Below are 13,496 nucleotides of genomic sequence, written 5' to 3'. Positions count from 1 at the left end.
CACGCTAGGCCATGGCATGACCCGCTCTTGGGCGAGGGGTGACCGTTCGTTATAGTGAACGTATGGTTCAGCACAATCTGTATCTCGATGACACCTACCTCACGGAGCTGGACACCGAGATCGTCGCCTCCGACGGCCGCACCTGGGCGGCCACGCGCGACAACATCTTCCACCCCCAGGGCGGCGGCCAGCCCGCAGACCGCGCCTGGCTGGGCGAGCAGGAGGTGCGACCCGTCAAAGACCACGACAGCGGCCTGGTCGTCGTCGACGGGGCCTTCGCCGTCGGACGGCGGGTGCGCGCCCGCGTCGACCGCGACCTGCGCCTCCTGCACGCCGCCCTGCACACCGCCGGTCACCTCGTCGAGGCGGCGGGCCGCGCCGAAGGCTGGACCATGGCCGCAAGCAACCACTTCCCCGGCCAGGCCAAGGTCGAGTTCGCCCTCGTCGAAGCCGCCGCCCCCGAGAGCCTGCAGGAGTTCGTCGACCGGGCGATCGCCGACGACCTCAAGGTCGCGGCCGACCTGTCCGGCGACGGGCACCGCATCGTACGGCTCGGCGACCTGCACGCCGCGCCCTGCGGCGGCACCCACGTCGGCAGCCTGGGCGACTTGGCCGGGGTGCGCATCACCGCCGTCAAGGCCAGGAAGGGCCGCACCCGGGTCTCCTACACCGCCGCGCACGCCTACACCGCCGCGCACGCCTCGCCCGAGACGTCGTGATGACGAACCGCAGCAGCGCCGCCGCCGCGGCCGGGGCCCAGGTACGGCAGCGCAGGCAGCAGCGCGGCATGAGCCAGGCCGAACTGGCCAGGCGCACCGGGCTGAGCAAGGCCACCCTCTCCCAGCTCGAAGCGGGCACGGCCAACCCCACGATCGACACGCTCGACTCGATCGCCGTCGCCCTCGCCATCCCCCTGGCCGACCTGCTCACCCGCGACGGCCCGCCGGGCACCGTCCACCTGCGCGCCACCCCCGCCGCGCCCGACGAGCCGACGCGCGAGCTGCTGCGGCGCATCAGCGGCGGCCACAGCCTCGAACTGTGGCGCCTGCGCCTGCCCGCGGATACGACCGTCGAAGGCGTGCCCCACGCGCCGGGGACGGTCGAGCACCTGCTGGTCGCCTCGGGCACGCTGCGGGCCGGACCGGCGCAGGATCTGCGAGACCTGGAGGCGGGGGACATGCTGGCGTTCGCGGGCGACGCACCCCACGCCTACCGCACCGCCGCCTGGGCCGCCGACGTGACGGTGGTAATCGCCTCTCCGGCCGACCTCGGCTGACGGGCCTGTCGTCGCCGTGCCTAACCCGTGGCGGCGTCGTCCACCCGCTGCCCGAGACTGCGCAGGCCCCTGCCGAGACTCGCGACGGCGGAGAGCGCCACCACCCATCCGGCGAACACGAGCGAGGTCGTCATCGGGGTGAGCCGATCGAGCAGCCAGCCCGCCAGGACGGTGCCGATCGGCGTGGCGCCCCAGATCAGCATGCTGAAGGCGGTGCCCACCCGCCCGAGGAGATGGTCGGGGGTGACCTCGAGCCGGTAACTGAGGACGGCGATGCCGAACAGCGGCATGGAGACCGTGAAGAGCCCGAGAATCACCGCGATCACCACGAGATGGGTGGAGAAGGCCATGAGGACCCACAACGCGGCCTGCGCCCACAGAACCGACAGCAACATCCCGCCGAGGCCCAGGCGCTTCTTCACCCAGGGTGCGACGACGGCGCCGGCCACGCCGCCGACGCCGATGGCGGTGAACATCACCCCGATCGCCGCCGGAGAGGCCCCGGCCTGCCGGGCCGAGACGATCACCACGAGGCCGATGCCGGAGATGGCGACCTGCAGGCCCGCGCCCGTGACCGCGATCAGGCGCAGCGCGGAGTGGTTCCACAACCAGCGCAGGCCGTCGAGGATCTCCGCGCGCAGGTCGCCGCCCGCGGCCGGGGGCGCGTCGTCGCGCCGGAACGGGGCGCGCACGAACGACAGGCACAGGGCCGAGGCCAGGTAGGACAGCGCGTCGGCGACGAACGGCAACCCGCGCCCGAGCGCGAACAAGGCGCCCCCGAGCGTGGGCGCGACCACGTTCACCGTGGAGGAGGCGGTCTCGCGAGCGGAGACCGCCGCGGTGAGCTGCTCCTTGCCGACGACGTTCGGCAGGCAGCTCTCCTCGGCCGCGCTGAAGAACACGTAGAAGACGCCGCCCAGGAAGGCCGTGAGCACCAGGTGCGCGACCCCCAGCTCGCCCAGCCACAACGCCAGCGGGATCGTGGCGATGTTGACCGCGCGGCACAGGTCGCAGACGATCATCACCCGCTTGCGGTCCCAGCGATCCACGAGCGCACCCGCGATCAGCCCCAGGAGCAGGTACGGCATTGCACGCGCGGCCCCCACCAGGCCCGCGACGACGGGGGAGCCGGTCAGTGCCAGCGCAAGAAGCGGGAAGGCCAGCTGGGAGACGCCGCTGCCGAAGTCGGAGAGCGTGTGCCCGACCCAGACCAGCCGGAAGTCGCGGTTACGCCACACGGGTGCCTCTTTTGCGATTGGATGTCAGGGGATGCCTGACGAGACTAGCGGCGTAAGGTGCCGCCTGACAACCCTCTGGTGGCGGTCTATTGACGTCGAATCCAGTTCGGGAGACGGTCGAGCCGTGGACCTTGACCTAGTCCGGGAGGCCTGAGGTGCGGTTCGGAATCTTCTACGAGCACCAGTTACCGCGCCCCTGGGATGGCGGCACCGAGCAGCGGCTCTACGCCGACGCGCTCGACCAGGTCGAGCTGGCCGACCGGATGGGGTTCGACTACGTCTGGGAGGTCGAGCACCACTTCCTGGAGGAGTACTCCCACTCCTCGGCGCCCGAGGTCTTCCTGGCCGCCGCCTCCCAGCGCACCAGCAACATCCGCCTCGGCCACGGCATCGTGCAGATCCCGCCGCCGGTCAACCATCCCGCGAGGGTGGCCGAGCGGGTGGCGACGCTCGATCTGGTCTCCGGTGGGCGCGTCGACTTCGGGACGGGGGAGGGCAGCGCCGCGGCCGAGCTGGGCGGGTTCGGGGTGCCTCGTGACCGCAAGCGGGAGATGTGGCACGACGCGCTCGACGCGATCACCCGCATGTTCGTGGAGGAGCCCTTCGCGGGCTGGGACTCGCCGCATCTGAAGATGCCGCCGCGCAACGTGATCCCGAAGACGGTGCAGAAGCCGCACCCTCCGCTCTGGGTGGCGTGTTCGCGGCGCGAGACCATCCTGCTGGCCGCCCGCAACGGGATCGGGGCGTTGTCGTTCGCCTTCGTGCACCCCGAGGAGGCGCGGCAGTGGTCGCAGGAGTACTACCGGCTGCTCGAATCCGAGGAGTGCGTGCCCGCGGGCTTCGCGGTCAACCCCAATCTGGCCTGCGTGCTGCCGATGATGTGCCACGAGGACCCCGCGGTCGCCCGCGAGCGAGGCGGGCTCGGCGCCGGGTTCTTCGCCTACGCCCTGGCCCACTACTACGGGCAGGGTGAGCACGCGCCCGGACACGGGAGCATCTGGGACGACTTCTCCCGGGACCGGCCCCATCTCGGGGCGCGCGGCACCGACCCCCTCGCCGGGGCGCTCGGCAGCCCCGCCCAGCTCGTGGAGCTGATCAGGCGCTACGAGGAAGCCGGCGTCGACCAGATGATCTTCGTGCTGCAGGCGGGACCCAACCGGCACGAGCACATCTGCGAGAGCCTGGAGCTGTTCGGCAAGAAGGTGCTGCCCGTCTTCGCCGAGGAGCGTGAGGCGAAGGAGCGGGCCAAGGCCGAGCGGCTCGCCCCGGCGATCGAGGCGGCCATGGCCAGGCGCTCACCGGCCAGGACGCTCGCCTCGCCGTACCTGATCGACGAGACGGCCGAGACGGCGCGCATCCGACACCGGGGGGCGCCGCATCCGCGCGAGGTGTGGTCGGGCGCCCGCAAGCGGGCCAGGCGCGGCGGGCAGAACGCGCTGGCCAGGCTCGTGTCGGGGCGGGAGGACACCGACCTGGAGCGGTGGTTCGGGCCGCGCCAGCAGCGGGTGATGTTCGCGCTGATGGCCAGGTCCTTCGACGAGTCGAGGTCGGCGGGCTTCCAGGGGGCGATCGAGTTCGCGCTGCAGCCCGCCGAGACGTGGACCCTGATGGTCAGGGGCTCGCGGGCGCGGGCCTTCCGCGGCGCCACCCGGTCGCCGGCCTTGCGGTTGGAGTTGCGGGCCGCTGACTTCCTGCGGATCATCGCCGGGACGACGAACCCCGCCGGCCTCCTCATGTCGGGAAAAATCAGGATCAAGGGGGACATGACGCTGGCGTCCCGCGTCACCGAGATGTTCGGCGCGGCCAGCCCCTACTGATCCCTACGTCAACAGCTTGCGCGCGGCCCGCTCGATCTCCTCCTCCGACAGCAGCACGTGCGCGGCGGCGTCGCCCAGCGGGATGAAGCTGTCGGACGAGGTCACCCGCGCGATCGCACCCGTGAAGCCGGCGTCGAGCATCTCGGCCACGATGCCCTCGGCCACGCCGCCGCTGCGCCGCGTCTCGTCGGCGATGAGCACCTTGCCGGTGAGCTCGGCCGAACGCATCAGGTCCTCGATCGGGAGCGGCGCCAGCCAGCGCAGGTCGAGCACGCGGCAGCTGTAACCCTCCTGCGTCAGCCGTACGGCAGCGCGCAGGCTCATGCGCAGCCCGTTGCCGTAGGTCACGATGGTCAGGTCGCGCCCGTCGCCGTAGGAGCGCGCCCGCCCGATCGGCACGTGGGTCTCGGCCCACCGGTTCGGCGGCACGTACGGCGCGAGCCAGCCGCCGTCGCCCTCGTCGAAGAGATCGCGGGTGTGGTAGAGCGCGATCGGCTCCAGGAAGACGCAGACCGAGCCCGCGGTGCGCGCGGCGGCCAGGCAGGTGCGCAGCATGGCCGCGGCGTCGTCGGGACGGGCGGGCGCCGCGATCACGACGCCCGGGATGTCGCGCAGTGCCCCGATGGCGTTGTCGTTGTGGAAGTGCCCGCCGAATCCCTTCTGGTAGGCGAGCCCGGCCACCCGGACGACCATCGGGTTGACGTACGCGCCGTTCGAGAAGAACGACAACGTGGCCGCCTCGCCGCGGATCTGGTCGAGCGCGTTGTGCAGGTAGGCCAGGTACTGGATCTCCGGGACCGGCAGCAGCCCCGCCACCCCGGCGCCGAGCCCCAGGCCGAGGATGGCCTGCTCGTCGAGGTGGGTGTCGAAGACCCGGCCGGGGCCGAAACGTTTCTGCAGCCCGCGGGTGATGCCGTAGACGCCGCCCTTCTTGGCGACGTCCTCCCCGAAGATCATCATCTCGGGATAGACCGACAGGGTGTCGGCCAGCGTGTGGTTGATCGCCTGCGCGAGCGTCACGGACTTGCCGCGCTCGGGCAGCGCCCCGCCGAACGTGCGCTCGCGCGCCGCCGGCTCCGCCGACACCGGCGCGATCTTGGCGATGAGATCGGCCTTGCGCGGCGCGAGCGGCTCCATCACCTCGCGGGCCGAACCCAGCCGCGGGCTGCGAGCGGCCTCGAGCGCCATGCGCAGCACCAGCTCGCGCTCCGACTCGTACAACTTGACCAGCTCGTCGGCGGTCGCCTGCCCCGACTCGACGAGGAGCCTGGCCGTCGCCACCAGCGGGTCGCGCTCCAGATCGGAACGGATCTCGCGAGCCGTACGGTAGGCCGACTCCACGTCCGAGCCCGCGTGACCCATCAGCCGGACCGTCGACAAGTGCAGGAAGACCGGCGCGCGCTGCTCACGCACGTGTCGTACGGCACGCCGGGCGGCGTCGTAGGCGGCGGCCAGATCGCAGCCGTCGGCCTGGATGTAGGTGATCCCCGGCCGTTGGGCGGCGGCCTCCACCCAGCCCCTGGGCGTCTTGACGCTGATGCCGATGCCGTTGTCCTCGCAGACGAACAGGATCGGCACCGCCTGACCCTGATAGGTCGCGTAGGAAGCGGTGTTCAGCCCCGTCTGGGCGGTCGCGTGGTTGAGCGAGGCGTCGCCGAAGCTGCACGCCGCGATGGCGTCGGCCGGCCACGGCGACTGCAGGCCGAGCGCGCGGGCCCGCTCGATGGCGAAGGCGACACCCACCGCCCGGGGCAGATGGCTGGCGATGGTCGAGGTCTGCGGGATGACCGCCAGATCGGGATGCCCGAAAACCTTGTGCCTGCCGCCGGAGACAGGCTCCTTGGACGAGGCCACCATTCCCAGCAGCACATCGCGCAACCCCTGCTCGGGCAGGCGGTCGGCCATCGCCGAACGGGTCAGGTAGAAGGCCCCCGACCGGTAGTGCAGCAGGGCGGGATCGCTCACCCGCAGGGCCGCGGCCACCGCCGCGTTGCCCTCGTGCCCGGAGGAGCCGATGGTGTAGAAGCCCTCGTTCTGCTCGCGCAACCACCGCGCCGCCACATCGAGCAGCCGGCTGCCGAGCTGGAACTGGAAGAGTCTGCGGGCCTCCTCGCCGGTGAGCGTCGTGCCTTCGCGGACCGGCTCACGGGCGCCACGGGACACGCCCGCGCTCAGCGCCTCAACCGCCTGGATGAACTGAGTCTCAACAGTGTCGCGCGCCACATGCCCGATTATGCATGCCCTGAGGGTACTTGCGAGGTGACATGTTGTGCCCGGCTTGGTTTGACAGGAATTAATAACAGGTTGTCAGACCTTTCAACCAATCCGGCTTCTCAGGCGTCTACTGAAGATAAGCGTGGCACCCTCAATGCCGCGTTCAACCCACGGGATCATCCCTAGGGAAGGACGGAACCCGAATGTTTCACCGCATCCGGGCCGTAGTTGTGGCAGCCGCCATGGCCGCCGGGGCCTTAGCCCTGGCACCAGCCGCGAACGCCACCACCACGGCACCACCCGACATGTCCAAGCTGGCCGTCAGCCCCGCCTCACCGATCGACGTCACGGCGGCGCCGGTCAAGGTCACGGTCAACTTCGACACGACCGGAGCGAAGGGCACCCCCTCACTCAAGCTCACCGGACCCGGCAGCCCGTCCGACGTGCGCGGGCCGTACAAGGTCAACGAGAGCGGCGGCAAGGAGTTCTGGCGCGCCACCGCGGTCTTCGACGCCGACAACGCCGGCAACTGGACCGTCGCGGCCACCGCCGCCAACTCCGACGGCAACAACACCAACACCGCGACCTTCACGATCGCGCTGAAGTCGAAGCTCGACACGAAGATCGTCGACTTCGACGCCGACCCCGACGTGGTCGCCAAGGGCGCCACCCTCACCGTGACCGGCCAGTTGCTGCGCGAGCGCAGCGGCTGGAAGGGCTACGAGGGCCAGCCCGTGAAGATCCAGTTCCGCGCCAAGGGCACCGACGCCTACGCCGACGTGACCACGGCCACCACCGGCGGCAACGGCCACTTCAAGGCCGCCGTCAAGGCCGAGGCCACCGGCTACTGGCGTGCCCACTTCGCGGGCAACTCCGGCGCCAACGCCTCGACCAGCGACAGCGACGGCGTGGCCGTCAAGGAAGCCGACGCCCCGAGCCGGCTGAGCTTCGACGCCTACCCCGAGCCTGTCGACAAGGGTGACCGGCTCAACTTCAAGGGCGCCCTGCAGATCTTCGGCAAGGGCGGCTGGGACGGCGACTCCGGCCACCGCGTCGCCATCCAGTTCAAGCGCTCGGGCTCCGACCGCTGGGAGCACGTGACCACCGCGGTCACCGGCCGTGACGGGCGCTACTGGGCCCGCGCGACCGCCGTGGCCTCCGGCTGGTGGCGTGCCGTCTTCGCCGGCGCCTCCGGTGTCGAGGGCTCGGCCAGCGCACCCGACTGGGTGACGGTCAAGCGCCCGACGCCTCCGCCGCCTCCCTCGAAGATGAGCAGCTCGATCGTCAGCTTCAACGCCTACCCCGAGCCCGTCAAGAAGGGCAAGTGGCTGCACTTCAAGGGCCGCCTGCTCGTCCACGACGGTCGCTGGGAGGGCTACGAGGCCCAGGTCGGCCTGTACTACTGGTCGAAGGGCAAGTGGCGCTTCGTCAAGACCACCTGGTCCAACGACAACGGCTACCTGCACACCAAGGTCAAGGCCGTGAAGTCGGGTTACTGGAAGTTCTACTTCCGCGGTGACGCGGAGGCCAAGAGCGACAGCAGCCGCAAGGACTACGTGAAGGTCAAGCGGTAACTCCTGCTCGACCGAGGGCCCTCTCCCGTTCGCGGGGGAGGGCCCTTCCGCGTGGTATTCGCCCCGTGCGCGGTCAGGCGTGCGTGGTCGGGCGTGCGTGGTCGGGCGTGCGTGGTCGGGCGTGCGTGGTCGGGCGTGCGTGGTCGGGCGTGCGTGGTCGGGCGTGCGTGGTCGGGCGTGTGCGGTCGGGCGTGTGCGGTCGGACGAGCCTCCGCTGCCGTGGGCGGCCTCGCACGTCTGCCTCCTGCGCGCGAGACCCTGGGCCGGGCTCACGCGTCAGGCCCTGACGGCGCCTGGAGTCAGACCGCCGAGTCGACTACAGCAGCCCACGCTCCAGTGCCACTGCCACGGCCGCCGCTCTCGTGTCGACGCCCAGCTTGGCGAAGACATGCTTCAGATGCGTCTTCACAGTCGTCTCGCTGATCAGCAGACAGCGGGCGATCTCCTTGTTGGCCAGCCCCTTGGCGACCAGCCGCAGCACCTCCATCTCCCGTCCGCTCGGGCCCGCCCGCTCGAGGTTGATCAACGCCGCCGCCACCGACGGGGCCAGCACCGCCCCGCCCTGCGCCGCCGTACGGACCGCGCGGTGCAGCTCCTCTCGCGGGGCGTCCTTAAGCAGGTAGCCCGAGACCCCGGCAGCCATTGCCCGGGCGATGTGGCTGTCGGTGTCGTACGTGGTCAGCACGATCACCCGGATGTCGGGGTGATGCTCGCGCAGCCGGACGATGGCGCCCACCCCGTCGAGGTTGGGCATGCGCAGATCCATCAGCACCACGTCAGGTCGGCATGCCCGCGCCTGCGCGAGTGCTTCCAGGCCGTCGCCCGCCTCGGCGACCACCTCGATGTCGCTCACGCCGGCGAACATCCCACGCAGGCCGTCGCGAACCACTGGATGATCGTCGACGATCATCAGTCTCAGGCGCGCGGATTGCTCAGACACTCTGTCCTCCCGGTGACACAGTCCTTCTCGAGCGTGGACCATGACCAGGCACCAGCCCGTCTCCTCATCCGCGTCATCCGCGTCATCCGCGTCATCCGCGCGGGATGCTCAGGCACAACGCCGTCCCCTCGCCTGGGGCCGACTCCACCGTCACGCTGCCACCGACCGCCGCCGCTCGCTCCCGCATCCCGGCCAGCCCGACGCCCTGCCTGCTGGCCTGATCGAAGCCGCGGCCGTCGTCCACCACGTCCAAGGTCACCCCCTCGCCCATGTACGACAGCGTGACCACCGCCCGCCCCGCTCGCGCATGCCGGGCCACGTTGGCCAGGCCCTCCTGTACGGCCCGCAGCACGGTCATCTCGACGTCGGGGCTCAGCGGTCGCGGTGGCCCGTTGACCATTGCGGTGACCGGCACCCCGCTCCGTCGTGACCATCGCTCGGCTTCGGCTCGCACCGCCTCGTCGAGACGATCGGAGTCGAGAGGGCCCGGGCGCAGCGCGTGCACGGAACGGCGTGCTTCAGCCAGGCTTGCTCTGGCCAGGGACTTGGCCGTCGTTATGCGCTCGCGGACGTCGCGTTCGGTCCGCTCGTGCGCATCGCCTTTTGCGCGTTTGCTCGCGACGCTACCGGTGGGCTCGTGCACATTGACGACGGCGTGTTGGCTCACGACGGCTTCGGGGGTCTGACGTGTCGGGTCTTCGTCGGTGGGGTGGGCGCTACCCCGCGCCTCGCCACCGCCGGTGCCGGTGCTCCTAACACCGCTGTCGTCACTCGTGGCGAGCGCGTCCAGGGCCTGTTCGGCCGCCTCCAGTTGGGTGATGACGCCGCTGAAGCCCTGGGCGAGGGTGTCGTGGATCTCCCTGGCCAGGCGCGCACGCTCCTCCAGCACGCCCAGCGCCCGGTTCTGTTCGCCCATTCTGACCAGGTAGTTCACGAAGAGCCCGACGAGCACCAACATGCCGAGGTTGGCCACGGCGGCGCCCAGGAGGCGCGGTTCGGTGCCGATCTGCTGGAGCCATCCGGCGCCGGCGAACAGGCTGAGGCCCATCGTGACCGCCATGCCGTACGCCCACTTGCCCGGAAGCATGAGGTAAGGCAGGGGGCACATGCCGAACATCACCGTCTGGTAGGAGATGTCGCGGCTCATGAGCACGACGGCCAGTGAGCACAGCACGATGAAGTGCCAGAGCATCGGGTGCACCCGCTCCAGCAGGTCGGGGCGGCGGTAGACGAAGGCGTAGTGCCAGGCCGCCGCCGCGCCCGCCGTGGCCAGCGCCAGGGGGTCGAAGCCCCCGAGGACGTCGATGGTCACGCCGAGCGCCAGGCATCCGTAGTAGAGGCCGTGGAAGGCGACGATCCAGCGGTCGGGGGAGGGGCGCGGGGTCAGTCCCATCGGAACAGCGCGCCCGCGATCGCCATGCACACTGCGATTATCCCGGCCATCACGAGGAGCGGGAACGCTTCGGGTGTGCCGAACCAGCCATCGCGTAGTGCCTGGACTCCCTGGGTGAGGGGGAGCCAGTCGCCGATGCGGCGCAGGGTGGAGTTGAGGGCTTCGGGTGGGACGGCGGCGCCGCTCAGGAAGATCATGGGGAACATGACGACCATGCCGATCAGGTTGGCTGCCCGGTCGTTCGGGGCGAATGAGGCGATGACGAAGCCGATCGAGCAGGTCATGAGGGAGCAGGCGACGAAGGCCAGGGCGAGCGGCAGGGGGTGGGCGGGAAGGTCGACGTCGAAGGCGACCAGGCCGACGGTGAACAGGAGGACCGATCCGATCAGGCCCATCAGGACCTGGGCGCCGACCTGGGCCAGCAGCAGGGTGACGGGGGAGACCGGGGTGATCGCCAGCCTGCGCAGCACCTTGCGCTCGCGGTAGGAGGCCAGGATGCCGGGCAGGGCGGCGATGCCGCCGATGGCCAGGATCATCGCCAGGTAGCTGGGGAAGAGGATCTCCAGGCTGTCGTTGCCGCTGTTGAGGACCAGGAGCATGATCGGGAAGGCGAGCATGAAGAAGAGGCTGCCGGGGTCGCGCGCCAGGAGCACGATCTCGCTGGCCGACAGTCTGGCCAGGGCCTTCATCGTTCGACCTCGCTCAGGTAGGCCTCCTCCAGGGACGCGGCGCCCGCGCGGGAGATCAGTTCGGTGGGGGTCCCCATCGCGGCGATGCGGCCTCCGCGGAGCATCGCCACCCGATCGCACAGGTGCTCGGCCTCGTCCATGAAGTGGCTGACCAGGACCGCGGTCACGCCTGACGCCTTGAGCTCTCCGATCAGTGCCCACGTCTCCCGTCTGGCCAGAGGGTCGAGGCCGGTGGTCAGTTCGTCGAGCACGACCACCTCCGGGTCGCCCACCAGGGCCAGTGCCAGGAGCAGGCGCTGGCGTTGGCCGCCCGACAGATCGCCGAACGCCTTGCCTCGCAGTGGCTCCAGGCCCCAGCGCTGGAGCACCTGCCGCCAGTCGGCCGGGCGGGAGTAGAAGGCGGCGAACAGGCGCATCGCCTCGCCCACCTTCATACGGTCGGGCAGGGCGCTCTCCTGCAGCTGCGCCCCCACGCGTTGGGCGAGCGCGCGGCGTTTGCGGCTCGGGTCGAGGCCGAGCACGCGCACGGAGCCGCCGCTGGGGGAGCGCAGGCCGAGGATGCACTCCACGGTTGTCGTCTTGCCGGCGCCGTTGGGGCCTATCAGGCCGAAGATCTCGCCGGGGGTCACGGTGAACGTGACTCCGTCTACGGCGACCATCTCGCCGTAGGACTTGGTGAGGTCGTTGACCTCGATTGCTGCCATGCCCCAAGGGTGGCGGTGCGGCTTGCCGTACGGCATCGCCCGTTGCGGCCGATGGGCATCCTCCATTTGGAGGATCGGGGGACGGGTTGGGCATTGGGCGTAGGGAAAGAGGCCCTCCCAGGGAGGGCCTCTTCAGGGTTGGGTCACCGCTTGCCGGCGACCAGGGCGACGAGGAGGGATTTGATCTCCGTCAGGTCGCCGTCGATCTTCTCGAATCGGGCATCGATCTTCTCAAATCGCGCGTCGACCTGCGCGAATCGGGCGTCGATTCCGTCGAACCGCTCGTCGATCTGCGCGAACCGCTCGTCGATCTGCGCGAAGCGGGCATCGATTTGCGCGAAGCGGGCATCGATCTGCGCGAACTGCGCGTCGATCCCCTCGAATCGCGCGTCGACCGTGGTGCGCCACGCATCGATCTGGCCGAAGCGACGATCCATCGCCGCCTCGAGTCGGTTCACCTCGGACGTGACATGGTCGCGCAGGTTCTGCGCGACGTTGTCGACCCGCAGGTGGACGAGATCGAATCGCTCCGCAAGGCTCACTCCCGGCACACCACTGATGGTAACTGCTTCGAGCACGGTCACCCGGCCCTTCAGGTTGTCGATCTCCGCTTTCACATTCATGAGCGCTCCTCGGAGGGAAGGAACTGGGAACGATCAGGAAAGTTACCCTCCGCGAACGCTCTGCGTCGGAGAATCACCAAAGATCCACCCCTGCCCGGCGAAAGCCGATAAGCCTCAGTCGGCTCTCCTGAACTGCGCGATCGCCACCCCCAGCAGCGCCGCCCCGATCGCCGCCACCAGTCCGAGCTCGACCGGGATCGGCACCTGCCAGCCGAACCACTGCACGCCCGGGTTGAGCATCGCGTCCACCTCCGGTGGCACGGACACGGAGGCGAAGACCGCCTGCCGCATCGGGTCCACCGCGTATGTCAGCGGGTTGACCGTGGTCAGCGCGTGCAGCCATGACGGCAGGTTGGCCAGGGGGAACATGGCGCCCGACAGGAAGATCATCGGCATGATCGCCATCTGCATGAGCCCGAAGAACGTCTGCATGTTCTTCATGCGCGCCGCGAGGGTGACGCCGAAGGCGGTGATCGTGAAGGCGGCGAGGAACATCTCGAACAGGAGGGTGAGCATCAGCGACGGGGAGTACGGCACGCCGACGAGGCCGGCCATGGCGAGGATGACGATGCCCTGGCCGACGGCGACGACGGCGCCGCCGAGGCATTTGCCGATGACGATGGCGCCGCGTGACACGGGGGCGACGAGCATCTCGCGCAGGAAGCCGAACTCGCGGTCCCAGACGATGGAACCGGCGGAGAACATGCCCGTCATGATCACGGTCATGGAGATCATGCCGGGGTACATGAAGGTGCGGTAGTCGATGCCGGGGATGGCGCCCTGGACCAGGCTTCCCAGGCCGGTGCCCATGACGAAGAGCCACAGCACGGGCTGCAGGAGCATCGACAGCATGCGGGTGCGGTCGTTGACGAACCGCAGCAGCTCGCGGTGCAGCACCACCTTGACGGCGCGCAGGTCGTGGCCGAAGGAGCGGCCGGGCACGCGTACGGCGATCGCTTCTGCGGTCATCGGCTGGCCTCCGCTTCCGTGAGGGTGGCCGCCGCGTGGCGGTCTTCGGCGCATCGGGC

General features: G+C 70.1%; 12 protein-coding genes. 4 read left to right on the top strand and 8 right to left on the bottom strand.

Annotated features, from left to right (window positions below; genetic code table 11):
- Positions 1 to 62: 62 nt before the first annotated feature.
- Positions 63 to 719: a hypothetical protein gene (locus ACIBH1_RS22410; protein ID WP_397315775.1), complete on the top strand. Its 657-nt coding sequence runs from the start codon at positions 63 to 65 to the stop codon at positions 717 to 719.
- Positions 719 to 1,276 carry a helix-turn-helix domain-containing protein gene (locus tag ACIBH1_RS22405; protein WP_397315774.1) on the top strand — a complete coding sequence of 186 codons (558 nt, stop codon included), beginning with the start codon at positions 719 to 721 and terminating at the stop codon, positions 1,274 to 1,276. The genes ACIBH1_RS22410 and ACIBH1_RS22405 overlap by 1 nt, the downstream gene beginning before the upstream one ends.
- Positions 1,277 to 1,296: 20 nt before the next feature.
- On the opposite strand, the gene ACIBH1_RS22400 is transcribed toward ACIBH1_RS22405, so the two are convergent.
- Positions 1,297 to 2,514 carry an MFS transporter gene (locus ACIBH1_RS22400; RefSeq protein ID WP_397315773.1) on the bottom strand — a complete coding sequence of 406 codons (1,218 nt, stop codon included), beginning with the start codon at positions 2,512 to 2,514 and terminating at the stop codon, positions 1,297 to 1,299.
- A gap of 155 nt (positions 2,515 to 2,669) precedes the next feature.
- On the opposite strand from ACIBH1_RS22400, the gene ACIBH1_RS22395 reads away from it, so the two are divergent.
- Positions 2,670 to 4,331 (top strand): LLM class flavin-dependent oxidoreductase, encoded by a 1,662-nt coding sequence (locus ACIBH1_RS22395; protein ID WP_397315772.1) that lies wholly within the window; start codon positions 2,670 to 2,672, stop codon positions 4,329 to 4,331.
- Positions 4,332 to 4,334: 3 nt separating this feature from the next.
- Here the strand turns inward: ACIBH1_RS22395 and ACIBH1_RS22390 are convergent, their stop codons facing one another.
- Positions 4,335 to 6,554, bottom strand: coding sequence for a thiamine pyrophosphate-dependent enzyme (locus ACIBH1_RS22390; protein ID WP_397315771.1), 2,220 nt, complete (start codon positions 6,552 to 6,554; stop codon positions 4,335 to 4,337).
- A 194-nt stretch (positions 6,555 to 6,748) separates the two neighbouring features.
- Between ACIBH1_RS22390 and ACIBH1_RS22385 the strand changes: the two genes are divergently transcribed.
- Positions 6,749 to 8,119: a hypothetical protein gene (locus ACIBH1_RS22385; protein ID WP_397315770.1), complete on the top strand. Its 1,371-nt coding sequence runs from the start codon at positions 6,749 to 6,751 to the stop codon at positions 8,117 to 8,119.
- Positions 8,120 to 8,435: 316 nt separating this feature from the next.
- Here the strand turns inward: ACIBH1_RS22385 and ACIBH1_RS22380 are convergent, their stop codons facing one another.
- The 6 genes from ACIBH1_RS22380 to ACIBH1_RS22355 form a co-directional block, all read right to left on the bottom strand.
- Positions 8,436 to 9,029 carry a response regulator gene (locus ACIBH1_RS22380; RefSeq protein ID WP_397315836.1) on the bottom strand — a complete coding sequence of 198 codons (594 nt, stop codon included), beginning with the start codon at positions 9,027 to 9,029 and terminating at the stop codon, positions 8,436 to 8,438.
- Positions 9,030 to 9,150: 121 nt separating this feature from the next.
- Positions 9,151 to 10,452 (bottom strand): sensor histidine kinase, encoded by a 1,302-nt coding sequence (locus ACIBH1_RS22375; protein WP_397315769.1) that lies wholly within the window; start codon positions 10,450 to 10,452, stop codon positions 9,151 to 9,153.
- A complete protein-coding gene (locus ACIBH1_RS22370; protein ID WP_397315768.1) occupies positions 10,443 to 11,141 on the bottom strand; it encodes an ABC transporter permease in 699 nt (232 codons plus the stop codon). The genes ACIBH1_RS22375 and ACIBH1_RS22370 overlap by 10 nt, the downstream gene beginning before the upstream one ends.
- The gene (locus ACIBH1_RS22365; RefSeq protein ID WP_397315767.1) at positions 11,138 to 11,845 is read right to left on the bottom strand and encodes an ABC transporter ATP-binding protein; all 708 of its coding nucleotides are present in this window, start codon (positions 11,843 to 11,845) and stop codon (positions 11,138 to 11,140) included. The genes ACIBH1_RS22370 and ACIBH1_RS22365 overlap by 4 nt, the downstream gene beginning before the upstream one ends.
- A 143-nt stretch (positions 11,846 to 11,988) precedes the next feature.
- Positions 11,989 to 12,468, bottom strand: a complete 480-nt coding sequence (locus ACIBH1_RS22360; RefSeq protein WP_397315765.1) for a hypothetical protein — start codon at positions 12,466 to 12,468, stop codon at positions 11,989 to 11,991.
- Between the two features lie 114 nt (positions 12,469 to 12,582).
- Complete coding sequence (locus ACIBH1_RS22355) at positions 12,583 to 13,437, bottom strand: ABC transporter permease (RefSeq protein WP_397315764.1); 855 nt, start codon at positions 13,435 to 13,437, stop codon at positions 12,583 to 12,585.
- Positions 13,438 to 13,496 lie beyond the last annotated feature (59 nt).

Origin of the sequence: Nonomuraea sp. NPDC050663 (genome assembly GCF_044456985.1) — a bacterium.
In the GTDB taxonomy this organism is placed as follows: Bacteria; Actinomycetota; Actinomycetes; order Streptosporangiales; family Streptosporangiaceae; genus Nonomuraea.
This window is presented reverse-complemented; position numbering and strand designations above follow the sequence as displayed.